Annotated in this window: 24 protein-coding genes and 1 pseudogene; 19 read left to right on the forward strand and 6 right to left on the reverse strand. The window is 37.2% G+C overall.

What is annotated here, in order from left to right:
- Window positions 1-179: 179 nt before the first annotated feature.
- From AC2117_RS08905 to AC2117_RS08920, 4 genes are read left to right on the forward strand one after another with little or no spacing between them, the layout of a single operon-like run.
- On the forward strand, window positions 180-1,193 hold the full coding sequence (locus AC2117_RS08905) for an alpha/beta fold hydrolase (protein ID WP_133973479.1): 1,014 nt from the start codon (window positions 180-182) through the stop codon (window positions 1,191-1,193).
- 24 nt (window positions 1,194-1,217) lie between these two features.
- A complete protein-coding gene (locus AC2117_RS08910) occupies window positions 1,218-2,081 on the forward strand; it encodes an alpha/beta fold hydrolase (protein ID WP_133973481.1) in 864 nt (287 codons plus the stop codon).
- Between the two features lie 47 nt (window positions 2,082-2,128).
- Window positions 2,129-2,515: a helicase gene (locus AC2117_RS08915; protein WP_133973483.1), complete on the forward strand. Its 387-nt coding sequence runs from the start codon at window positions 2,129-2,131 to the stop codon at window positions 2,513-2,515.
- Window positions 2,516-2,523: 8 nt separating this feature from the next.
- Complete coding sequence (locus AC2117_RS08920; RefSeq protein ID WP_133973485.1) at window positions 2,524-3,774, forward strand: NADH:flavin oxidoreductase/NADH oxidase family protein; 1,251 nt, start codon at window positions 2,524-2,526, stop codon at window positions 3,772-3,774.
- A gap of 69 nt (window positions 3,775-3,843) precedes the next feature.
- Here AC2117_RS08920 and AC2117_RS08925 read toward each other — a convergent pair whose 3' ends face one another.
- Both AC2117_RS08925 and AC2117_RS08930 read right to left on the reverse strand, forming a co-directional pair.
- The gene (locus tag AC2117_RS08925) at window positions 3,844-4,278 is read right to left on the reverse strand and encodes a winged helix-turn-helix transcriptional regulator (RefSeq protein WP_042896221.1); all 435 of its coding nucleotides are present in this window, start codon (window positions 4,276-4,278) and stop codon (window positions 3,844-3,846) included.
- A gap of 106 nt (window positions 4,279-4,384) precedes the next feature.
- Window positions 4,385-4,744 (reverse strand): winged helix-turn-helix transcriptional regulator, encoded by a 360-nt coding sequence (locus AC2117_RS08930; protein ID WP_133973487.1) that lies wholly within the window; start codon window positions 4,742-4,744, stop codon window positions 4,385-4,387.
- 127 nt (window positions 4,745-4,871) lie between these two features.
- Between AC2117_RS08930 and AC2117_RS08935 the strand changes: the two are divergent.
- From AC2117_RS08935 to AC2117_RS08955, 6 genes and pseudogenes are all read left to right on the forward strand, one after another.
- Window positions 4,872-5,285, forward strand: a pseudogene (locus AC2117_RS08935) (NAD(P)H-binding protein); the annotation flags it as partial.
- Between the two features lie 55 nt (window positions 5,286-5,340).
- A complete protein-coding gene (locus AC2117_RS18860; protein WP_171459045.1) occupies window positions 5,341-5,640 on the forward strand; it encodes a hypothetical protein in 300 nt (99 codons plus the stop codon).
- Window positions 5,641-5,791: 151 nt separating this feature from the next.
- Complete coding sequence (locus AC2117_RS08940; protein WP_075431416.1) at window positions 5,792-5,932, forward strand: hypothetical protein; 141 nt, start codon at window positions 5,792-5,794, stop codon at window positions 5,930-5,932.
- Between the two features lie 208 nt (window positions 5,933-6,140).
- Window positions 6,141-6,485: a hypothetical protein gene (locus AC2117_RS19030; RefSeq protein WP_227549244.1), complete on the forward strand. Its 345-nt coding sequence runs from the start codon at window positions 6,141-6,143 to the stop codon at window positions 6,483-6,485.
- Window positions 6,486-6,713: 228 nt separating this feature from the next.
- Window positions 6,714-7,373: a hypothetical protein gene (locus tag AC2117_RS08950; protein WP_227549245.1), complete on the forward strand. Its 660-nt coding sequence runs from the start codon at window positions 6,714-6,716 to the stop codon at window positions 7,371-7,373.
- Between the two features lie 388 nt (window positions 7,374-7,761).
- Window positions 7,762-7,992, forward strand: a complete 231-nt coding sequence (locus AC2117_RS08955; protein WP_133976285.1) for a hypothetical protein — start codon at window positions 7,762-7,764, stop codon at window positions 7,990-7,992.
- Window positions 7,993-8,268: 276 nt separating this feature from the next.
- Here the strand turns inward: AC2117_RS08955 and AC2117_RS18865 are convergent, their stop codons facing one another.
- Entirely contained in the window at window positions 8,269-8,445 is a 177-nt protein-coding gene (locus AC2117_RS18865) for a hypothetical protein (RefSeq protein WP_171253679.1), read from the reverse strand.
- A 353-nt stretch (window positions 8,446-8,798) separates the two neighbouring features.
- Here AC2117_RS18865 and AC2117_RS08960 point away from each other — a divergent pair, with 353 nt between their 5' ends.
- From AC2117_RS08960 to AC2117_RS08970, 3 genes are all read left to right on the forward strand, one after another.
- Window positions 8,799-9,008, forward strand: coding sequence for a hypothetical protein (locus AC2117_RS08960; RefSeq protein ID WP_042896239.1), 210 nt, complete (start codon window positions 8,799-8,801; stop codon window positions 9,006-9,008).
- A gap of 335 nt (window positions 9,009-9,343) precedes the next feature.
- Window positions 9,344-9,580, forward strand: a complete 237-nt coding sequence (locus AC2117_RS08965; protein WP_042896241.1) for a hypothetical protein — start codon at window positions 9,344-9,346, stop codon at window positions 9,578-9,580.
- A 205-nt stretch (window positions 9,581-9,785) separates the two neighbouring features.
- The gene (locus AC2117_RS08970) at window positions 9,786-10,091 is read left to right on the forward strand and encodes an energy transducer TonB (protein ID WP_133973489.1); all 306 of its coding nucleotides are present in this window, start codon (window positions 9,786-9,788) and stop codon (window positions 10,089-10,091) included.
- A 41-nt stretch (window positions 10,092-10,132) separates the two neighbouring features.
- Here the strand turns inward: AC2117_RS08970 and AC2117_RS08975 are convergent, their stop codons facing one another.
- Window positions 10,133-11,050, reverse strand: a complete 918-nt coding sequence (locus AC2117_RS08975; protein WP_133973491.1) for a LysR family transcriptional regulator — start codon at window positions 11,048-11,050, stop codon at window positions 10,133-10,135.
- Between the two features lie 96 nt (window positions 11,051-11,146).
- Here AC2117_RS08975 and AC2117_RS08980 point away from each other — a divergent pair, with 96 nt between their 5' ends.
- The 3 genes from AC2117_RS08980 (at window position 11,147) to AC2117_RS08990 (ending at window position 15,705) form a co-directional block, all read left to right on the forward strand.
- Entirely contained in the window at window positions 11,147-12,529 is a 1,383-nt protein-coding gene (locus AC2117_RS08980) for an aspartate aminotransferase family protein (protein WP_133973493.1), read from the forward strand.
- Window positions 12,530-12,636: 107 nt separating this feature from the next.
- On the forward strand, window positions 12,637-14,205 hold the full coding sequence (locus AC2117_RS08985) for a CoA-acylating methylmalonate-semialdehyde dehydrogenase (protein ID WP_133973495.1): 1,569 nt from the start codon (window positions 12,637-12,639) through the stop codon (window positions 14,203-14,205).
- Between the two features lie 108 nt (window positions 14,206-14,313).
- Window positions 14,314-15,705: an amino acid permease gene (locus AC2117_RS08990; RefSeq protein WP_133973497.1), complete on the forward strand. Its 1,392-nt coding sequence runs from the start codon at window positions 14,314-14,316 to the stop codon at window positions 15,703-15,705.
- 83 nt (window positions 15,706-15,788) lie between these two features.
- Here AC2117_RS08990 and AC2117_RS08995 read toward each other — a convergent pair whose 3' ends face one another.
- Window positions 15,789-16,877, reverse strand: a complete 1,089-nt coding sequence (locus AC2117_RS08995) for an HlyD family secretion protein (protein WP_133973499.1) — start codon at window positions 16,875-16,877, stop codon at window positions 15,789-15,791.
- The gene (locus AC2117_RS09000) at window positions 16,874-18,451 is read right to left on the reverse strand and encodes an MFS transporter (protein WP_133973500.1); all 1,578 of its coding nucleotides are present in this window, start codon (window positions 18,449-18,451) and stop codon (window positions 16,874-16,876) included. The genes AC2117_RS08995 and AC2117_RS09000 overlap by 4 nt, the downstream gene beginning before the upstream one ends.
- Window positions 18,452-18,617: 166 nt before the next feature.
- On the opposite strand from AC2117_RS09000, the gene AC2117_RS09005 reads away from it, so the two are divergent.
- From AC2117_RS09005 to AC2117_RS09015, 3 genes are all read left to right on the forward strand, one after another.
- Window positions 18,618-19,244 carry a TetR/AcrR family transcriptional regulator gene (locus AC2117_RS09005; RefSeq protein ID WP_133973502.1) on the forward strand — a complete coding sequence of 209 codons (627 nt, stop codon included), beginning with the start codon at window positions 18,618-18,620 and terminating at the stop codon, window positions 19,242-19,244.
- Window positions 19,245-19,427: 183 nt separating this feature from the next.
- On the forward strand, window positions 19,428-20,042 hold the full coding sequence (locus AC2117_RS09010; protein WP_133973504.1) for a TetR/AcrR family transcriptional regulator: 615 nt from the start codon (window positions 19,428-19,430) through the stop codon (window positions 20,040-20,042).
- Window positions 20,043-20,381: 339 nt separating this feature from the next.
- Window positions 20,382-21,776: a hypothetical protein gene (locus tag AC2117_RS09015; protein WP_133973506.1), complete on the forward strand. Its 1,395-nt coding sequence runs from the start codon at window positions 20,382-20,384 to the stop codon at window positions 21,774-21,776.
- Window positions 21,777-21,834 lie beyond the last annotated feature (58 nt).

Raw genomic sequence — 21,834 nt, forward strand, 5'->3', positions numbered from 1 at the left:
TTTTTTCATCATAATCTAAAATTAAATTAGTTACTACTAAAAAGATAGTGACAAATAAATAATGTGGTCGTATAGTAAGTATTAAATGAGTAGTAACTGTAAAGGGTGTCGCTAATCTCAATAGATTGCTCATCGAAACAGTTAAATCAGTTGAATGAATAGAATTAGGATCAAAACAAATGAAATTTCTATTAAATACAATTGCTATGGGGTTAACGGCAGTATCTATTTTTAGTACTCCCTTAACTCAGGCAGAGACGGTGGCATCTATTTCTTTTAGTGACCACGTAACTCAGGAGAAGAAAATGTCATCAAATACTGTTATCAATCAGCAATCAGGCCCAATCTCCCAGTTAGATACAAATTGGAAAAATGTGCCAACTCAATTTATTAGTGCAGGTGGCGTTAACTTCGCCTACCGAGAATATGGTCAACAAAACGGTGGAACGCCTGTCATTTTCTTAAATCATTTAGCGGCTGTTCTAGATAACTGGGACCCACGAATGATTGATGGAATTGCGGCTAAACATCATGTTGTCGTGTTTGATAATCGTGGTGTTGGCGCTTCTACAGGTAAGCCAGCCCAGTTGATTGAGCAGATGGCAGACGATGCGATTGCTTTTATTCAGGCAAAAGGATTTAAAAAAGTTGATTTATTTGGCTTCTCGATGGGCGGCATGATTTCACAAGAGATTGCTTTGAAGCAGCCGAATTTAGTTCGAAAAATGATTTTATCGGGAACTGGCCCTGCGGGCGGTACAGGAATTAGTACCGTAGGACGAATTTCAAATTGGGATTTAGTCCGTGGAATGGTTACCCACCAAGACCCTAAGGTTTATCTTTTCTTCACACGTACAGAAAATGGTAAAGCTGCTGCAAAACAGTTTATTCAACGTATTAATGAACGTACCGAAAACCGCGATAAAGAAATCACTATTTCTGCCTATCGTGCCCAGCTTAAAGCACTCAAAAAATGGGGAAGTAAAAAACCTTCCGACCTTTCTGTGATTCAACAACCTGTGTTAGTTGCCAATGGTGATCATGACCGAATGGTGCCAACAGTAAATACTTATGATTTAGCAAAGCGCTTACCGAATAGCTCACTTGTTATCTATCCAGATGCTGGCCATGGTGGAATTTTCCAGTTCCATGATAATTTTGTAAAACAATCACTTACATTCTTAGATAAATAAAAGCTTAAATTTAGGATAAAGACAATGACTACTATTACTCACCAAACAGCCGAGACCCAATTCATTGAAGTAGATGGAGCAAAATTTGCCTATCGTCGATGGGGTAATGCAAATACAGGGCAACCACCGCTATTTTTTCTTCAGCATTTCCGAGGTGGTTTAGACAACTGGGATCCACTCATTACTGATGGTTTGGCAGAAGGGCGTGAAGTCATTTTATTTAATGGACGAGGCGTTGCTTCATCTACAGGCCAGCCCCGTACTCGCATTGAAGATATGGCAGACGACGCGGCAGCAGTCATTCGTGCATTAGGCTTAAAGCAGGTTGACCTATTAGGCTTTTCACTTGGAGGGTTTCAGGCACAAGATTTAGTACGCCGTCATCCTGAACTTGTCAGAAAGCTGATGCTCTTAGGTACAGGACCAAGAGGTGGTAAACCACGTGGAGATGATCCAGAAGTCGCTGCTCTGGTATTAAAGCACGCAACAACTGCTGTGCCTTCTGAAGAAAACTTCCTATTTTTATTTTTTGGCCGATCTGAAGCTGCTATTCAGGCGGGGCATGAATTTTGGCAACGTCGCCATCAGCGTAAAGACCAAGATCCAGCAAGCTCAGTTGAAGTCATGCAGGCACAGATAGAAGCCAATATGCATTTTTTACCTAAACTTGATGAACAAGATCCTTTTGCACATTTACGTGAAATTAAACAACCTACTTTCATTTTAAATGGTGTTGATGATGTGATGATTCCGACCATCAATGCCTACCACATGGCACTTAACATTCCAAACGCTCAGCTATTTATTTATCCCGATGCAGGGCATGGTGCCCAATTTCAGTACCCTGAACGCTTCGTAAAACATGCAATCCAGTTTTTAGATGAATAATGCTTATGAGTTCGGTCCATTCAATTTGATGAATCAAGAAGATAAAAATGATGAAATTTAAATTATTGCTGTGGATGCTGACCAAGCTCATGCAGCGTGCTGTAAAAAAGAACCTGAAATGCGCAGCTTTTGTGAAAGATAAAAATGTCATCTTTCAAATTCAAACAGCAAGTGGTGAAGGCCGCTATTTCGAAGTGAAAAATGGCAAGATTAACTCTTACTCAGGGCTAACCAAGTCACCAAGTTTTACCTTTACGTTTAAAACGGGTAGCAAAGGGTTTGCCGTGTTGTCAGCGAAAGACAGTGTAAACACTTTTTTAACTGCACTTAAAACACAAGACCTTGTCATTACTGGAAACTTTGTGGATGTGATGTGGTTTCAAAGTTTAGTGGACTTTATTCAACCTCATTCAAAACCCTCTTTAACTGTTTGAGATAAGCCATGACTCATTTGCAATTAAAAACCAATCTTTTGAATCAGCCTTTAACTTTACCGAATGGTGTCATCATTCCAAACCGGTTAGCGAAGGCTGCAACCAGTGAAACTTTAGCGACTTATGCCAACAACCCAAACGAAAAACATGTTCGGCTATATCAGCGTTGGGCTACATCAGGAATTGGGATGATCATAACTGGCAACATTATGATTGACCGACGTGCCTTAGGTGAAGCGGGCAACGTGGTGGTTGAAGATGAGCGTGATTTTGCAATTTTACAGAAATGGGCAAAATCTGTGACCGAACAAGGTTCTCAATTGTGGGCACAGTTAAATCATCCGGGAAAACAATCACCAAAAGGGCTAAATGTCCGTAATATTTCTGCATCGGCAGTGCCATTTGGTGCAGAAATGCAGTCTTTATTTGCAACACCACATGAAGCCACACACGCAGAGATTTTAGAAATTATTCAGCGCTTTGGTCGTAGCGCAGCGATATGTAAAAAGGCTGGATTTAGTGGAGTCGAGATTCACGCTGCACATGGTTATCTCATAAATCAGTTTTTGTCACCTTTGCATAATTTAAGAAATGATGAGTGGGGTGGTACACCAGAAAAACGCCGCCGTTTTTTAATGGAAGTTTATGCAGAAATCCGAACACAAGTCGGTAAAGCGTTTCCAGTTGCAATTAAGCTTAACTCGGCAGACTTTCAAAAAGGCGGCTTTACCGAACAAGACTCGTTAGAAACAATTCAGGCTTTAGCAAATGCAGGCATTGACCTGATTGAAATATCGGGTGGCACCTATGAGTCTGGGGTAGCCAAAGCACCACAAAAAGCATCGACAATTGCGCGTGAAGCTTTCTTTATTGATTTTGCAGAAAAAGTGAGAACACTGGTAAAAACGCCGTTGATGGTTACAGGTGGTTTTCGTACCGTAGAAGGTATGAATCAAGCTTTGCAGTCTCAAGCGTGTGATGTTATTGGGATTGCAAGAATTATGGCAATTGAACCTGATGTACCTAAATATTTGCTAGCAGGTAAAAATGGTCTTCAGTCGGTGCAACCTATTAAAACTGGCATCAAAAAAATTGATAGTCTTGGCGTGATGGAAGTACTTTGGTACACCCAGCAACTCAAACGGATTGGAAAAGGTAAACAACCAAAACCTAAAGAAAGTGGCTTATGGGCATTTATTAAATCGGTTTTACGCAGTGGTTGGGGCACATATGCCACCCAACGTAGCCGAGCAAAATAACCAATTGATTTTAAAGAGAACCAATAAAAAGCACTCCAATTGAGTGCTTTTTCTAATTTAAATTATTCGCTATTTTTGACTAATCGGACGGGTACCAATTTCAGCGCCAGTCATTTGGTCAATTACAATCGGCTTAATTTCAGTACCTTGTTCTGCATCAATGAAAGTCACCATTTTTTCAGGCTGTTCATAGGGCTTATATTTTCGGCCCCATGCACCAATCACAAATAAAACTGGTAAAAAGTCTTTACCTGCTTGAGTTAATACATACTCTTCGCGTGGTGGATGTTCAGAATATTGTCTTTTTTCGAGCAATCCTTCATCTACTAAAACAGACAACCGTTTTGTTAGCATGGTTGGCGCAATACCTAAACTTTTACGGAACTGATCAAAACGAGTAAAACCCGCATGAGCATCTCGCAATATCAGCATGCTCCATGCATCGCCTAGCACTGAAAGGCTTCGGGCAATGGGACAAACTTCAAGATTGATATTTTTACTCATAGGAAATGAATTAACTTAATAGTAACTACTAAAAAAATACTAACATAAAGTGGCGAATTAAGCGAGTTTGAATGCTTAATATACAATAATAAGTCTATTTCTCGAGTCAATTTTGAACTATGTCTGCACTAGGCTGACTTTCTAATAACTTAGATAAATTATTTTCAAGCCAAGTAGTTAAATCAAAAAGTCGTTCGGAAGCCTCTCGTCCAAAGTCTGTTAATTGATAATCTACACGAGGCGGTATTTCTTCATAATCCTGACGTACGATAAAACCATCATGCTCAAGCGTTTTTAAGGTTTGTGCCAACATTTTTTCACTAATGCCATCAATAATTTTCTTTAATTCATTAAAACGCAGACGCTGATCTCGAAGTGCAACTAAAATCAAAACACTCCAACGGCTAGTAAGTGTTAATAAAATTTTTCGAGAGGGACAATCTGCTGCAAAAACGTATCCTTTCATCACTCACCACCTTAATTACAAAAGTTTACATTTGTTTCTAAACTTACTTTTAGGTAAGTACTTACTTTTAGTAAGTTAAGGTACTACGATGATTGAAATATATCAACTACCTCAGATGGAGATCATCATGCGTATTGCAGTTACTGGTGCATCAGGTCAACTCGGCCAATTGGTTATTTCTCAATTACTCGAACGGACTGAGGCAAAAAATATTGTCGCATTAGTTCGCAATCCAGAAAAAGCATCAGATTTAAGTTCAAAAGGGATCGAAGTGCGTGCTTTTGATTATGGCCATGACGCAGATAAACTTTCGGTTCAATTGGTTGGTATTGATAAGCTTTTATTAATCTCATCGAGTGAAGTTGGTCAACGTACAGTACAGCACCAAAATGTGATTAATGCGGCAAAACTTGCAGACGTAAAATTTATTGTTTACACGAGTTTATTAAACGCAGATACATCACCACTTCTATTAGCACAAGAACATGTTGAAACTGAAAAATATTTAAAAAAATCGGATATCCCACATACCTTATTACAAATGGATTAATGAAGAATTTACATTAGAAGCAAAAATAGGCGGAAAATTTAAAGATTTGATAGATAATTGGTCATGTGACTCAGTATTTTTAGAACCATTACTCATAGATATAGCAAATTTACACTGCGAAGAATTAATAGATAATGATTTACGTAAGTATCCTCCAAAATTTATTAGACCTCCCTTTACTTTATTACCACTTGAAATTCATGTGATTAATAAATTACGTGCACTAGATAAATTAGATGAGATATCTTTCAATCATCCTTTAATGAACACTCATTCAGCAAAAATTAAAGAATTTGAAGTGATAGCTGATGATTTGATTGAAACGATACAGATAAATTTTTTGTAGTTGAGTAAATCAACCAAAACATTACAAAGATGTGAGCTTTTTTATTACACATTGCTTAAAAAATATACAGAAACCTCTCTAAAACGAGTTGGAATGCTACAAATGTGGATGATAATTTAAACTCCACTCTTCCTAATAAGTGAGGTGAGCAATGAAATTGTTAGCTTTGGTTAGTATGGGGGTTGCAGCGAGTTATTGGTATCAAACTATAAAAAATGGCAAGCCAACTCTTCGAAAACCAAATTTTGATGAAATAGTAAAAAAATTTGTATTAGCAGAATTTAAAGCCTAATGCATTTAATCATCTTAATTAAGAAGCTCATCGGAAGATGGGCTTTTTTATTGGAGTAAAGTTTGTCTCTTAATTATAAGTACCAATACTGAATTATCTAAGTTCGTCGAATATGTTTTGGTACGGAAATTCTTGCTAAATATCTATTATTGGGGTTTCTATCTTTTAACTCATGATATATTGATACTAATTAGAAAATTTAAAAGATATGAAACGATATATTTTTTTAGGGCTCGTGATGAGCCTACTTTCAGCTTGTTCAAATGTTGAATTAAATCCTGATCAAGTTTCCAATCAAGCTCAAGAACAGCAGCCTGTTCAGGTAACAACAATTGAATCAAAAAAAGTTGGTTATTGCATTCCAGATGAGGCAAAAAAACTTATTGGCCAATCTGTTCCGAGTGAGGCAGAGTTAAAGAAAATAACTAATGCTGGTGTTGTGCGGATTTCTCGTAAAGGTCAATCTGTTAGAGCAAATTTAGTTTATAACCACTTGAGCGTAGTGATAGATGATGATTCGAAGATCATCTATTCAAACTGTAGTTTAAGATGATAAATAAGATCAAAGAAATTATGTGTAAATAAAACAAAAAATAACGGTTTATAATATTTTGTTTTATAAATTATAATTTTTAAATTTTTCCTTAGAAATAGTATATTTAATGATGAATTGTTAAAGGGGTGCTTAAGGATATTTGGTCTATGCTTCAATTTTGGTTGGTTTTTATATAAACAATATATCGTTATATTTAAATCTTATTTTTTGAAAATAAGATGAAAAATGAAAAAGATATTAGCACTAACAATTTTAATTTCATCCTCTTGTACATTTGCTGCATCAAATGAGGGAATTGAGCAGGACATCCGTAGTTATTCTTTATTGCATGGCGTTAGCACAGCAGAAGCAAATAAAGCATTATTTTTAGAAGCTAACCGAGACTCTGCACTCGACGCTATTGAAAAAGAATTTAAAGGCCGTATAGCTGGTATTTATATTGAAAGTTCACCTACATATAAAATTGTGGTTAGAATTAAAGGTTATGGTCAGAATGAGAAACGAAATGTAGCAGTAGGAAATGCAATTTCCAAAAGTAATTTGCCTATTGATATCCAATATGGCGCTAAAGAAACCAGGGAAGTTGCTAAAGGCCAGATAAATAAAGCACAAAAACTAGTAAAAAATTATTTTAATACTATTCAAACTCTTAGCTACAATGAAAAAAATGGGAATATTGTTGTTGAAGTTAAAGGAAAAAGTACTGCTGAAAATTTAAAGAAGGTTGATCAAGTACAATCTCTTTGGAAAAATCCAAATCTACCAATTGAAATTAAATTTGTTAATTGGACTATCAAACCTTTAGTCGATGCTCATGGTGGAACTTTTATTGCGGGACAAATCGATCCGACAAGATATGGAGACTATAACTGCTTTTGGTATTAAAAACGCTAGTGGTACAAAGTAAATGAGTACAACTGCTCATTGTCCGAATAACTTCAAGAGTAAACAGGATGGAAACAATATACATTTGTAGGTGAGATTCCATTTGCGCAGATCTAATGATCTTCAGTGGAACGGTATTCTTTCACTTAGAGCAATAGATGATGTAACAGGTGTTTGTCAAGGATATTACTATGGTCCTACAGATAAAATTTATGAGAATGGTTTTTCTTTCATTTACTAATTAAATTTCATAAATGCGATAGCATTTTTTTTGGATATAGGTAAATACAGCATAGTCCGTAAATTAAGCCCCACTAAATATCGATTATTGGCGGGGCTTTTTACTTTGTGTGTTAAGCTGACCTTTATAATTTTATGGTTTCTTACAATGTTCATTTGTATTGGTGGTGATTTAGACGGTGAAGTTGTTAATAACCGTGAAGGAACGTTCTTTAAAGCTAGTGAAATAAATTCCTTAAAAGAATCAACATACAACCGCCAGAGCTATATTATTGGTGAAAATATATATCGGTTTTGGCTGTGTGCGGAGTTGAGCTATGCTGAGACAACAAAAATAGCGAATGATTACTTGGCGCAAAAACATCCATATCTTTCATAATTCAGATATTAAAAAATAAGCCCGCCAATTTTGGTGGGCTTAATCTATCTAGAGTAAGTAGGCTAAATCTTGGTTAAGTGAAAAACAATTAAAAAAGCCCCTCATATCTGAGAGACTAGTCATATCAATTTTCTGGAATGAATGGCTGCAATTTCTTAAATAACTAAACAAATCAAATTGATAAAAGTAATTAATAGTAGAGTAAATCAGTGCACTAATTTATTCTTTATAGTAGCAGAGCCTCAAAATAACTTCCAAAGCACTGTTAATAAGAAATTATTTGTTATTAGGATCAGGTTGTTCATTATTCTCAGGCAGATCTTTTACAGTGCCTGGAACTTGTGAAGGCTGAGTTTCAGTAGGTGGTGTTGATGCAGAATGCTTGTTCATTTGAGCTTTAATGATATTGGCGTGGTTAGTTGTATTTTGAGAAAAACTTTTAAAACCTGTCATTTTTATCTTCTTATCTTCACTAGGGAGTGTTCATAGTACGCTTTAAAAGCCTTTACATTACGGTAGTTGTAAGACTTATATGTGTTGATATGTCCTAGAAAAGATCTTTATCTCGACGACTTATTTCATAAATAAAATCAATTATATATAACCTGTTGAGTCTTATCCTTTAAATTTTGAAATTACGGTATCCAACTTTCAAGTAGGGGTACATAAAGCACACATATATAAATTTTCTCAAGATATGGGATTAATAAAGTTTTAAAAATTAATTCAATCTAGTTGCCTACAAAATATTGATAGTATAAAAATATCGTTGGGCATAATATGTAGGATTAAATTGGAGCATATTAATGCTAAAAGACATTACAATTATTGATTTCCAAGGTAAAGAAAAAAAAGCGCAGGCAAACTATACAGAAGTAAATACTAATAAAATCAGTCATTCATCTAGAGTTCAGAGACCCAAAGTTGAATATATTTTGTTAAAAGGTGAATGTATTTACCCTACTTTAAATTTGGTTTTCAACAGTTCCGATGGCAACAGCTATTATATAGAGTAAACATGACCCACTTCGGTGGGTTTTTTAATGGGTGATTTTAATTAGCCGAACGTCTTATGCACAGGAAGCCCGCTTTGATTTGGTCTTGGCATTCTGCTAAAAGAATGCACAATAGAAGCATGATGGGTGCTCCGATCTTACTGTCAGCTTTGGAAGAGCTTAAAGAAAAATGTATTAAATCTAAAGTACATTAAATTTAGTTGCCAACAAGAACTAAAAAACTTAGCTACACAGCTCCTACACGGGACTTTTTCTTTTGATGGAATGATAAATTAAACTGAATTAAAGGTCGTCGTGATATGGTATAAAAGCACCTCCAATAATAAGGACTATATATGTCAGACAATTCAACAAAATGGCTTTGTGTGGGTGGTGTTCTAAGTGGCGAGTGGCGAGAGCAGCAATTAGAAGCATTTGATGTTGATCCAAATGATTTAAATACTCATAGTTATGAAGCAATGAAACTCATTAATCCTGTTACCAAGGCAGAACAGGATTTCTATGTATATACTGAGCTACAAGAACAGGCATATGATAGGGCAATAAATTTTGCCTTATCCAAAAATCAATAAGATCAAAAGAGCACTTAGGTGCTCTTTTTATTGGGTGAAATTTATTCTACAAAGTAATTTGTAAACACCAGATGATCTTAAATATACATTAGAGAAATGAGAGTTATGTTTAAATAGTAGATCTTATAAGTCTATCTTATTGCTGGTTATAAATGATGTTAAGCTTATAACGTATAACTTTGATGAATAAAGAAAATCACATATTATGAAAGCTATTTTATTATTTTTGGTTTTTGCTCTCTCAAATACCATTGTTTTTGCTGAAGATAAAAATGATTTAAATCCTGAACCGAAATATGCGTATGCTGAAGTTTTGATTGAGCTTTACAAAGATGGACGACATGAGGAATATTTAAAAAAAAGCAGTGGATTTAAAGATTTAGATGAGAAAATACTTAAGGCTGTAAAGGAAGCCCATTTCAAGCCAATAACCAATATAAATATAGACCGCATGTATCTAACGCAACCGTTTAAAATTGAACTTAGTGATACTGAAATTAAAAAGAATTAAAGTATTTTTTTATCTGAAGACATGACCTGTTAACTAATTTCTTAATTCCCAAGGACTCGCTTCTCAAGCATTTCCATGAAAGTTTTTAAAATATTATTGTGGTTTTTGCCTTTGTGAGTAATTAAGCATATAGGTGTGCTGTAATGCATTTTTTCCTTTGAAACAGCTTGCATGAACCCATCTTCAACCCATTTTTTTGCGTAGTGGTCGGGTAAAAAGCCTAAAAATTTTCCAGTTAAAATCAGAAATGCAATCCCTTCACGGTCACTTGCTGTCGCTTTACAATCTAAAAGCTGGTGCAACTTGGCTGCTTCTGATGTGATCGCATAATTAGGAAGCACTGCTTGCCATTTTTTTAACTCATCTAAGTCCATCTTGCTGCACTGGCCAAACAATGGATGGTTTTTACCGCAATATAAAAATGAACTTTCGCTATATAAATCAAAATAATCTAGGCCAGACAGCGGAGTAACAAGAGGAATAACACCCGCATGCAAACGGTTGTCTAGCACACGGCACTCAATATCTGACAAGGTACTCATACTAATATTAATAATAACTTCGGAGTGCTCTTCAGCAAGTTGAGTCAAGGTGTTGGTGATATAGCCTCTAGGCATAGTCACAAGGTTATTAATAATTCCAATATTAAATTCACCCTTAAGGCGATTATGCATTTGATTCACTTTAGAGCGAAAGTCTTCAATCGCTGCTGTGAGTACTTCGATATATTCTAAAATTTCCCGTCCTTCATCGGTAAGGGCAAAACCTGCGCGGCCACGTTGGCACAGCCGAATACCCAGACGATTTTCTAAATCGCTCATATGCAAACTAATTGCAGAGCGACTAATGCCAAGAATACTTTCGGCAGACGTAAAGCTATGACAGTCGCAAACCGTTTTAAATATTTTGAGAAGTTTTATATCAAAATTAGTGACTTGATTTAATTTTTTAGGCTTCATTTAGTTTTGTTTTTTAAATCTAAACTCAAGATAATTTGAATTTATCAAACTTATCACGCTATGTACACTCAAACCATAATTTGAAAATAAACAGGAATGGTTATGTTTGATACGGATAAATTCAGCGATTCTGAGCATACTTTGGACGCGGTTCAAACCAATAATAATATGCACATAAATTATCAGGCACACTGGATGCCTTTTTCTGCAAATCGAAACTTTGCTAAAGACCCGCGTATGATTGTGGGCGCAAAAGGGTCATATCTGATTGATGATTCGGGCCGTGAAATTTATGACTCACTTTCAGGTTTATGGACTTGTGGTGCAGGTCATACCTTGCCTGAAATTCAGCAAGCGGTAAGTGCTCAATTAGGTCAACTCGACTACTCACCAGCTTTTCAGTTTGGGCACCCATTGTCGTTTCAATTAGCTGAACGAATTATTCAATATATGCCTGAAAAATTGCAGCATGTGTTTTTTACTGACTCAGGTTCAGAGTCTGCCGACACCGCAATTAAAATGGCGCGTGCCTATTGGCGAATTAAAGGCAAACCAAGCAAAACCAAGCTGATTGGGCGCGCACGTGGCTATCATGGGGTCAACGTTGCGGGAACCAGCCTTGGTGGTATCGGCGGTAACCGTAAAATGTTTGGTCAGCTCATGGATGTAGACCATTTACCGCATACCTTACAGCCCGATTTAAGTTTCACTAAAGGCTGTGCTGAAACTGGTGGTGTAGAGCTTGCCAATGAAATGCTTAAGTTAATTGAGTTACATGACGCATCGAATATTGCCGCGGTCATTGTAGAACCAGTTTCAGGTTCTGCTGGGTGTATTGTACCGCCGACTGGTTATTTAAAACGCTTAAGAGAAATCTGCGATCAACACGATATCTTGCTGATTTTTGATGAAGTCATTACGGGATTCGGGCGCATGGGGACGTGGACGGCTTCAGAATATTTTGATGTTACGCCAGATATTTTAAATTTTGCCAAACAAATTACCAACGGCGCTATTCCACTCGGTGGTGTGGTCGCAAGTCATGAAATTTATGACGCTTTTATGCAGCAAGACTTACCTGAACATGCTGTCGAGTTTACCCATGGCTATACCTATTCGGCGCATCCGGTGGCTTGTGCGGCTGCTTTAGCAACACTCGATGTTTTAGAAAAGAAAAATTTAATCCATCAATCGGCTGCATTGGCTCCAAGCTTTGAAAAACTCTTACATGAGTTAAAAGGCGCTCCAAACATTATTGATATACGCAACTGCGGGCTGATTGGTGCTGTGCAATTAGCGCCACGTGATGGCGATGCCACCATTCGAGGCTTTGAGCTGGGTATGAAACTCTGGAAAGAGGGATTTTATGTACGCTTCGGAGGCGACACGCTTCAGTTTGGTCCAATGTTCAACAGCACTGAGGCAGATATTGACCGCTTAATGAATGCCGTGGGCGATGCACTGCACCAAGTGAATTAAGGCATATAGACATTTTATGGGTATCTATAAATTCAATGGATGCTCTTCAACATCTAAATGAAAAATACAGTTTGATCTGCAAACCGATTGTGTAAGGAGTAACAACAATGACAAATGGCCTAGAAAATTTTAGCTATGACGAAGTTTTAACTGAAAATAGTACGCATAGCGAACAAGCCAAAAAAGTGCTAGGGCATTTCATACAAGGAAGAATTGTATCTAAATCGGCAAAAAAACAGCCAGTTTACAATCCTGCAACGGGTGAAATGAGTAAAGAAGTTGAAATTGCTGATGCAAAAACAGTGAATGAGTCCGTTCAGGTAGCCGAACAAGCTTTTCCTGCATGGCGAGATACGCCAGTCATTAAACGTGCACGTGTCATGTTTAAGTTCAAACAATTATTAGAACAAAATGCCGAAAAGATTTGTGCTTTGATTGGGCAAGAGCACGGTAAAATTTCTCATGATGCTCAAGGCGAACTACAACGTGGCATTGAAAATGTTGAATATGCTTGCGGCGCACCAGAGCTTTTAAAAGGGGAATATTCAAAAAATGTCGGTCCAGATATCGACTCATGGAGCGAGTTCCAACCGTTAGGTGTTGTGGCTGGTATTACACCATTTAACTTCCCAGCCATGGTCGCTTTATGGATGTTCCCAATGGCGTTGGTCTGCGGTAACTGCTTTATTTTAAAACCTTCTGAAAAAGCGCCTTCTGTAGTTTTATACCTTGCAGAATTATTAAAACAGGCAGGTTTACCTGACGGCGTGTTTAATGTGGTGAATGGGGATAAAGAAGCGGTAGATGCTTTATTGCATCATCCAAAAATTCAGGCGGTTAGCTTTGTGGGTTCAACACCAATTGCCGAATATATTTATCGTACCGCAACATCCACGGGCAAACGTTGCCAAGCGTTAGGTGGGGCAAAAAACCACGCGATTATTATGCCGGATGCCGATATTGATAACGTCGTAACTTCTTTGTTAGGTGCGGCATTTGGTTCTTCAGGTGAACGCTGTATGGCGTTGTCTGTGGCTGTCGCAATTGGTGATGAAGTTGCTGATGTCGTGATTGATAAGTTAACTCAAGAAATGAAAAAATTGAAGTTCGGTCACTATGCAGATGCAAGCAATGATTTTGGCCCACTGATTACCCAAGCACATAAAGATAAAGTGCAGGCCTATATTCAAAGTGCAGAACAGCAGGGCGCAAAAATTGTGGTAGATGGCCGTGATGCGAAACCAGCAGGCTATGAACAAGGCTTCTTTGTTGGACCAACTTTAATTGATCAAGTCACACCAAACATGACCAGTTACCAGCAAGAAATCTTTGGTCCTGTTTTACAGGTCATTCGTGTCAAAACCATGCAAGATGCAATGCAGCTCATTAATGACCACGAATATGGCAATGGTACTTGTATCTATACTCGTGATGGTGAAGCCGCACGCTATTTTACCAACAATATTCAAGTGGGGATGGTCGGGGTCAATGTGCCGTTACCTGTACCAGTTGCATATCATAGTTTTGGTGGTTGGAAACGTTCATTGTTTGGTGATTTATATGCTTACGGGCCAGATGGTGTGCGTTTTTATACACGCCGTAAAACTATTACGCAGCGTTGGCCTTCAACTCAGCTTCGTGAATCTAAACAATTTGCTATGCCTACATTAAATTGATGAATAAAAGGGAAAACTCTGATTTTCCCTTTTTTGTTTTGTACAAGTTGGAGAAGTACATTTTTAAGACGGTTTTAAAATCAGTTTGTTAATTTGAAGGAATCGAATATGAACAATGATAAAACAATAAAATTAAGTGAAGGACTTTCTAATCGACATGTCACCATGATTAGTATTGGTGGCGTTATTGGTGCAGGTTTATTTGTAGGCTCTTCTGCGGCAATTGCAAAAGCAGGCCCTGCCGCTGTACTCGCTTATATAATTACAAGTATTTTAGTTTTTCTGGTCATGCGCATGCTGGGCGAAATGGCCGTAGCGCAGCCCGATACAGGTTCATTTTCTACATATGCCCGTAAGGCAATTGGACCTTGGGCTGGGTTTACCATCGGATGGTTATATTGGTGGTTTTGGGTGCTGGTTATTCCAATTGAAGCGATTGCGGGTGCTGAAATTTTACATGCTTGGTTCCCGCAAATTTCTAGTGCTATTTATGCATTCGCCTTTATTATTTTACTTAGTCTAGCCAATTTTTTTAGTACCAAAAGTTTTGGTGAATTTGAGTTTTGGTTTGCGCTGATTAAAGTCTTTGCGATTGTAGTATTCATTATTATTGGGGTAATGGCTGTATTTGGAATGTGGCCTTTAGCCAAAAATGTCAGTGGTGTCGGCAATCTATTTTCAAATGGCGGTTTTATGCCACATGGCATGGGCGGAGTTGTATCGGCCATTTTAATCTCAGCATTTTCATTTTTTGGAATAGAAATTCTTTCTATTGCTGCTGCTGAATCAAAAAATCCAGAAGAAAAAATTAAACGTGCAACCAATTTGGTGCTTTATCGAATTATTTTATTCTTTGTCGTTTCGATTTTTCTTGCGGTTGCTTTGGTCGATTGGCGTTCACCAGATTTACAAAAGTTTGGAACTTTTCAGTTTGTATTGATGAGCCTACATGTTCCAGAAACTAAACTGATTATGGATGCCGTGGTATTTATTGCGGTTGCAAGTTGTATGAATGCGGCGGTTTATACCTCATCTCGCATGTTATTTGCTTTGGGTACCCGTCAGGAAGCCCCAAAAGTTGTGACAAAAATTAATGGAGCAGGTGTACCGACTTCGGCTGTATTTTTATCTACTTTGGTTGGAGTCGTCTGCTGTGCTGTCAACTATATGTTTCCAGGCCAAGTCTTTGGGTTCTTGCTCTCAACCACAGGCTCAATTGCGTTACTGGTGTATTTGGTGATTGCATTTTCACAATTACGCTTAAGACATAAATGGGAAAAAGAGGGCACAGCCGTATCTTTTAAAATGTGGTTATTCCCATGGTTAACTTGGTTTGTGATTTTAGTCATTATGACCGTTTTAGGTTATATGTTCTTATCACCAGCCTATAGTTATGAAACGACTTTATCTTTGGGCGTAACTTTGGTGGTGGTTGTTTGTGGGTTGGTCGTCACGCGAAAGCGTAAAGCAACCAGAGCGGTTGCCATAAATTTAGATTAATTATTTTAAAAATTAGATTGCTTATAATTAAAAAAGAGACCGTAAATGGTCTCTTTTTTCTCTTATCCCAAAATAAAAGTGAGTTATTTCTGAGTTGTATCCACAGAAACTAAAACAGATAAACCAGGACGTAATAATTTAACGTCTTTTTGATTTTCAACAAGTTTGATGCGTAATGGAAGGCGCTGAACAATTTTAGTAAAGTTACCAGTCGCATTGGTTGCAGAGATTGGAGAGAAAAATGCGCCAGTAGATGGAGAGAAGCTGTCTACCACACCTTTTAATTCAGTATTATAAGCATCGACATACACTTTAACTGGTTGTCCGATTTTGATTTGTTTTAACTCAATTTCACGAAAGTTCGCTTCTACGTAGACTTGATTTAAAGGCACAACAACCATTAATGGATTACCAGCGCCAACAAAGTTACCGACGTTGGCAGACTTTTGACCAATCATGCCATCAATAGGTGCTCGAACTTCTGTATAGCTTAAATTTAGTTTTGCTTTATCAAGTGCGGCTTGTGCTTGTTTAAGGGCAGCTTGTTTCGCTTGTACCTGAATCTTGTATTGGTTGAGTTGATATTGAGCGTCTATTACTTTTTCTTTGCTGCTGTCTAAGTCAGCATATTGTTCGGTCAATGTGGTTTTTGACTGCTGTGTAATTAATCTCGACTCGGCACCGAGCGCCTGTAATTGTTCATACCGCGCCGTATTATCTTTTGTGAGTTTAATTCCAGCTTCTACTTTTCTAAGCTGAGCCTCTGTTTCCCGAATAACTGTCGGTTGTCTTTCAACGGCTAACAGGGCTTCGCTTAAGTCAGCTTGTGCCTTTGCATAATTAGATTCGGCTTCAGCCAAAGCAGCTTGATAATCACGTGGATCAATGCGTGCTAAAAGTTGCCATTTTTTTACAGTCTGATGATCTTTAATATAAATTTCTTCAATATTACCAGACACTTTTGGGGCAATGGTTGAGTACTCTACATCCACACGCGCATCGTCTGTTTCAATAATCGATGAGGGTAAAAAGATAAGTTTTAAAACCCACAAAATGGATGCTAAAACAATAATGAATGCGATAACCATAACCCAATGCTTTTTGAGATATTGCACCTTTGTTAACTTGGGTGGTTCAGTGTGGGTGGTATCTTGGGCTTCGAGAGTACTCATAAAGATTTTCCTGAGTTATGACTATTCATTAACTTAATGAGAGCAATACGTGGCGGGTAAGTTCTAACGGGCAAAATCAGCATAACAATGAACAAAATTGCTGTAAGTCCGGCCAAAATCAGATATTGATCGCTAATGACTAAAACAGATTGCTGCGCTTGAATCGCAGAATTTAAGGCCGATAAACCGCCTGAAACCCGTTCTGCGCCATTTTCAGTCAGTACAGGTGGGGTAAGTGGATTAATGACAGGGCCTTGAATATTTTGAAAAACATGTTGGGCTGTATTTTCAATCAGTCGTGTTGAGTGATATTCACCACGTACTCGGTTCACCCAATCCAAAATACAAACACCAAGTACGCCACTAATGGCTCGCGGGGTATTAATCATCGGTGAAGCATAAATTGCCATGGTTGGATGTACGCTATTTGTACCCATCATGAGTAACGAGAGCACTACACAGGTTTGCCCTAAACATGAAATTGCATGCCAAAAATAGAACTGATCTTGGTTCCATGTTGTATCGAGTTGGCTTGCACCTAGGCAGCCTGCAATCACCAGAAGCAAACCAAAGCCATGCACATAGCGGCTGTCGACCCAAGCTTGATTTAAAAGCTTAACCACAATGGGAATATAGATAAATTGTAATGCCGCAATTTGTAAACCAATCCACATGGTTTGAGTCGGTTTATAGCCGTGTACAGCACTCAGGTAATTGAGCGGTAATGTACTTGTCGACATCCCAATAATCACAAAGCAAAACAGTGCAAAAATGGCATAAGCAAAATTTCGTATTTCGAGCATTTGCGGTTTAACTAATGGGGATGGAGAACGCCATTCATGTATGAAAAATAACGGTAATGTAATGGCACTTATTAACGCCAATACACTAATCAATTTAGAGTGGAACCAATCTAGATGATTGCCATGCAATAACATAGTACTCAGGCTTGCCAAGCTAATAATCGCTAAAGTAGCGCCTGTCCAATCGTAAGTTTTTATTCTTGAATAATTTAAAGGGTCTTGAGGAATACCAAAATAAACCAACGCAGCGCTTAAGGCACAAAAAGGAATGGTTTGAAAGAAAATCATCTTCCAACCCAGCACATCTAAATAAAAGGCAGAAAGTGCAGCACTTAAGTTGGGAAAGAAAGTCGCAGTTAATGCGTAGCAGGCTAAGCCCCATAGTCGAATATCTGGCCCCAGAAATCTGAGCGCACAGGCCATGAGCAAAGGAATGGTTAAACCATTGGCTAGACCTTGTAGGGCGCGTAATAAATAAAATATTTCAATATTGGGACTAAAAGGAATTAAAACGCTAGAGAAGAGGCAAAGCCCTATGGCAAAAAGAAGAACTCTCCGCATAGAAAAAATGACCGCCCAACTGGTCGAAAGTATCATGCCAATAATCATGGCGCTGGCATAAATACTGTTGACCCAATAACCCGAGTCGACACTAATGCCCATAGCTCCACGTATGTCGACTAAGGTAATGCTGGTAATTCGGTTATTAAATTCGACAGTCATTGCAGCAAATATTGCACCTGCTAAACCGATGAGTGGCTTTGTATTCATCTTTTACCTTAAATCTTAAACATCAATTCATTGCACGGAGCAGATATTTATTGTACTGTACCGATCGGTACTGTACTCTCTAATTAAATTGCCGTCAATTCTCGATTTTGAACTTTTCGATGAGTTACACTACAAACGAAGTCGCTAAAATTTTTATAAGGTCTATATGTCTGGTTCAACGAAAGCTAATGAAAAAGATCAAAAAATTCTGGATGCAGCAACAAAGTTTTTTCTGACTCATGGTTTTAGTGGCACAACAACAGACATGATTCAAAAAGAAGCGGGCGTTTCAAAAGCCACCATGTATGGTTGTTATAAAAATAAAGAAGTGATGTTTGCTGCCGTGATTGAACGGCAATGCACCAACATGCAAGAACAAATTATTTTAGTCGAGACAAAAGCCAAAAACCTACGTTCTGCTTTAACTGAAATGGGGAAAACTTATTTGTGTTTTATATTATCGCATTCAGGTTTGGCTTTTTTTAGAGTATGTATTGCAGAAGCGGTCAGATTTCCAGAATTATCTGAAAAATTCTTTCAAGTTGGTCCACAAAGACTCGCTAATATTATTGCGGGTTATCTTGAGAAATCATCAAAAAAGGGTGAAATTGAATTAGAGTCTTCTTCGGATATCGCCGCGAATATATTTTTAGCTCTATTACGAAGTGATGCCCATCTTAAGTGTTTGACTCATCCTAACTATATAATATCGGACAATGAAATTGGTTCGTGGGTTGAATATGCCGTTGATCTGTTTTTGAAAAATATCAATTACAATGAGAAGTTAAAATAATTTTATAAGTACTTCAGGTCTCAAAAGTTGGTAAGAATAGTTTTATTTTTTGCTTATTTAAGAGTAAAACAACTTGATATTTAATCTATATGGATTATTCTTTTTCTCTAAAGGTTAATGCATAAGAATGGGGATATTTTCTTAAGTTAACACCATTAATTTTAACTTGTACTGTGGAAGCTAATGAGTAAACAAACTAAAGAAAAATTGATAGAAGCAGCTATCATTCTTTTTTCACAAAATAATATTGAAACGCTATCGGTACAAAGAATTAATGAAACTGCTGGAGTTGCAAATAAATCAGCACTTTATTACCACTTTAAGTCAAAATGGGGCCTCGTGGAGGCTGCATTAGATCATGTCATGCAGCCTTATATTATTGATAGTTTAGAGTTATTAAATGCTATCCCGCCCGATAATGTGCAGGTTTCTGATGTTGTAGATGCTTTAATGAAACCCATGGTAAAAATACTTTTACAGAATAACGGAATTCATTACATCAAATTTTTCTCTAAAACGATTAGTGCCGGAGATGAAGGGCGCGTTATTGTTGCAAAAACTTTAGTACCTATTGCCAATAAAGCCGTAGATTTATTACAGCAAGCTTTACCTGATGCAGACCCTAATGCGATTTCACTTAAAGTACTTTTTACTTTTAATATTATTTTAAATGTGATCAGTGATATTGGTCTTGAGCATTTTTGGCCCACAGAGGTTAAAGACCATAAACTACTCGCTAAATATCTAAAAGATTATATTGAAGGCGGAATTCGTTTTAAAGCAGATCATTTTTATTAATAAGCCTAAAAAAACTCCTATCTTTCATTGAGCAAGCATTGCTTCATCTCGCCCTACATTTTTATAGAACCAGTTTAGACAGTACGGTTTGAACTCTATTCCCTTGTGTAATCAAACTTTTTCTCTAGTGTTGATATTTTAATAAATATTTGTAAGCATTTGATTTAATTTTAAAAAATAATTTTCTTCATGGTTGATAAAAATAGCTTGATATTTAATCTAGTTGGATTATTATTTTAATCTAAATGGATTAGGTCTCGAAAAAATTCGAGATTAAGAAATATAACAAAGAGATCAAGAGATGAAGTTTTTATCGCTTGGTCAAGATGGAAAAGTATTATGGAAAAATTTAATCAGTTAAGGATTGCAATATTATTTACGGTTATTGGCTCTGTGGGCTTGAGCGCGTGTAATGATAGTGATGATTCTACTCAGGGAAATAAGCCAGTAAATCCAGATGCCGAGTTAACGGATTGCATGTGGCAAGATTCTGTAACAAGCAAACAGCATACGGGAGAAGACCCGTTAAATTATGCTTTTCCTGATTCTAATGTAACGTATTGGTCATCAGAATTTACGGTTCCAGAAGGTGCAAAAGTAATGATTGATGGGGATTATCCTTATTCACGTCACTTTTCATTGGTGAGCTATACCGCAAAAGGTGAGCGAGTTAATTCATTATTAGATGCTGCTATTTTACCAAATCAAGGTTCAATCAACCCGTTTGTAGTCGGGAATAACCGTATGGGCAAAGCGCGTAGCTACTCAGCACAATTGCAATTAGGAGATTTACCAACAAATCCTTTAAGTAATACGTTGTATGCCCCTAAAACAGTTGATGGCAAAGTTGCCATTTTATATCGTGTATATGTACCCAATAAAAACATGGATATTAAAGGAAATGTGAGTTTCCCTCGATTTAAAGTTCAACTTGCAAATGGGGAAGTTAAAAAGGGTCAAGATGTTTGTAATGTTCTACAAGTAAAAAAAGCACCGATTGATCGTATATCAACAATGCCATTAAAAAATACTGTAGATGCATTTAACCAAAATAGATATGAGGGTTTTCCTGCACAACAGGAACCAAAATGGTACAAAGCCTTTAGTGCCTTAGATAGCTTTAAATGTATTTATAAATTCGACCCTATTACAAAACAGCCTATCGATAAATGTGAAGGTTTGGCGGTCACCCCTAAACTGGGTTATTGGGCTACACCTGACAATGAATATGTTTATGCAGCGGTAAGTAGACGATTAGGTAAAGTGATAGAACTTCGAGGTAAAGTTCCAACTACAGAAAAAACTTTTAATAATGATCAGTTTGTTCAAAAAACAGATGTACGTTATTGGTCAATTTGTACAAATGAAGTGATTTCAACTGCGACAAATTATTGTCTCTATGACGAAAATATTCAAAAAGTAGATAAAGACGGTTTCTATACCATTGTTGCTTCGTTACCAGAAGATCGACCAGCGAATGCACGAGAAGAGTGTGGGGTATATTTCCTTGAGCTAAGCCCTCGTGGTTCAGGTTATACAGCTGAAGATGGTAAAGCTTTCGGTCACTCAGATTTTGGTTTATTTATTATGCGTAATTTATTACCTGATAATGCCTTTGCTCACGCCGTTCAGAAGGTGAAAGTACCAGGTGAAGAAAAAGTAGTAATGGGTGATTATTTACCAGATATTCGTTACACCTCTAAAGACGCCTTTGAAACAAAGGGATGTTCTTAAAATCTAGATATAAAGAAAATCAACCAATCTTTTAATGAAAGATTGGTTTTTTCTTTAG

It is taken from the genome of Acinetobacter calcoaceticus, from assembly GCF_900520355.1.
GTDB lineage: Bacteria > Pseudomonadota > Gammaproteobacteria > Pseudomonadales > Moraxellaceae > Acinetobacter > Acinetobacter calcoaceticus_C.

What these genes read in the sequence shown, in the direction of transcription:
- AC2117_RS08905 (WP_133973479.1), top strand. Translation starts at nt 180, where the DNA reads ATGAAATTTCTATTAAATACAATTGCTATGGGGTTAACGGCAGTATCT.
- AC2117_RS08910 (WP_133973481.1), top strand. Translation starts at nt 1,218, where the DNA reads ATGACTACTATTACTCACCAAACAGCCGAGACCCAATTCATTGAAGTA.
- AC2117_RS08915 (WP_133973483.1), top strand. Translation starts at nt 2,129, where the DNA reads ATGATGAAATTTAAATTATTGCTGTGGATGCTGACCAAGCTCATGCAG.
- AC2117_RS08920 (WP_133973485.1), top strand. Translation starts at nt 2,524, where the DNA reads ATGACTCATTTGCAATTAAAAACCAATCTTTTGAATCAGCCTTTAACT.
- AC2117_RS08925 (WP_042896221.1), bottom strand. Translation starts at nt 4,278, where the DNA reads ATGAGTAAAAATATCAATCTTGAAGTTTGTCCCATTGCCCGAAGCCTT.
- AC2117_RS08930 (WP_133973487.1), bottom strand. Translation starts at nt 4,744, where the DNA reads ATGAAAGGATACGTTTTTGCAGCAGATTGTCCCTCTCGAAAAATTTTA.
- AC2117_RS08940 (WP_075431416.1), top strand. Translation starts at nt 5,792, where the DNA reads ATGAAATTGTTAGCTTTGGTTAGTATGGGGGTTGCAGCGAGTTATTGG.
- AC2117_RS19030 (WP_227549244.1), top strand. Translation starts at nt 6,141, where the DNA reads ATGAAACGATATATTTTTTTAGGGCTCGTGATGAGCCTACTTTCAGCT.
- AC2117_RS08950 (WP_227549245.1), top strand. Translation starts at nt 6,714, where the DNA reads ATGAAAAAGATATTAGCACTAACAATTTTAATTTCATCCTCTTGTACA.
- AC2117_RS08955 (WP_133976285.1), top strand. Translation starts at nt 7,762, where the DNA reads ATGTTCATTTGTATTGGTGGTGATTTAGACGGTGAAGTTGTTAATAAC.
- AC2117_RS18865 (WP_171253679.1), bottom strand. Translation starts at nt 8,445, where the DNA reads ATGACAGGTTTTAAAAGTTTTTCTCAAAATACAACTAACCACGCCAAT.
- AC2117_RS08960 (WP_042896239.1), top strand. Translation starts at nt 8,799, where the DNA reads ATGCTAAAAGACATTACAATTATTGATTTCCAAGGTAAAGAAAAAAAA.
- AC2117_RS08965 (WP_042896241.1), top strand. Translation starts at nt 9,344, where the DNA reads ATGTCAGACAATTCAACAAAATGGCTTTGTGTGGGTGGTGTTCTAAGT.
- AC2117_RS08970 (WP_133973489.1), top strand. Translation starts at nt 9,786, where the DNA reads ATGAAAGCTATTTTATTATTTTTGGTTTTTGCTCTCTCAAATACCATT.
- AC2117_RS08975 (WP_133973491.1), bottom strand. Translation starts at nt 11,050, where the DNA reads ATGAAGCCTAAAAAATTAAATCAAGTCACTAATTTTGATATAAAACTT.
- AC2117_RS08980 (WP_133973493.1), top strand. Translation starts at nt 11,147, where the DNA reads ATGGTTATGTTTGATACGGATAAATTCAGCGATTCTGAGCATACTTTG.
- AC2117_RS08985 (WP_133973495.1), top strand. Translation starts at nt 12,637, where the DNA reads ATGACAAATGGCCTAGAAAATTTTAGCTATGACGAAGTTTTAACTGAA.
- AC2117_RS08990 (WP_133973497.1), top strand. Translation starts at nt 14,314, where the DNA reads ATGAACAATGATAAAACAATAAAATTAAGTGAAGGACTTTCTAATCGA.
- AC2117_RS08995 (WP_133973499.1), bottom strand. Translation starts at nt 16,877, where the DNA reads ATGAGTACTCTCGAAGCCCAAGATACCACCCACACTGAACCACCCAAG.
- AC2117_RS09000 (WP_133973500.1), bottom strand. Translation starts at nt 18,451, where the DNA reads ATGAATACAAAGCCACTCATCGGTTTAGCAGGTGCAATATTTGCTGCA.
- AC2117_RS09005 (WP_133973502.1), top strand. Translation starts at nt 18,618, where the DNA reads ATGTCTGGTTCAACGAAAGCTAATGAAAAAGATCAAAAAATTCTGGAT.
- AC2117_RS09010 (WP_133973504.1), top strand. Translation starts at nt 19,428, where the DNA reads ATGAGTAAACAAACTAAAGAAAAATTGATAGAAGCAGCTATCATTCTT.
- AC2117_RS09015 (WP_133973506.1), top strand. Translation starts at nt 20,382, where the DNA reads ATGGAAAAATTTAATCAGTTAAGGATTGCAATATTATTTACGGTTATT.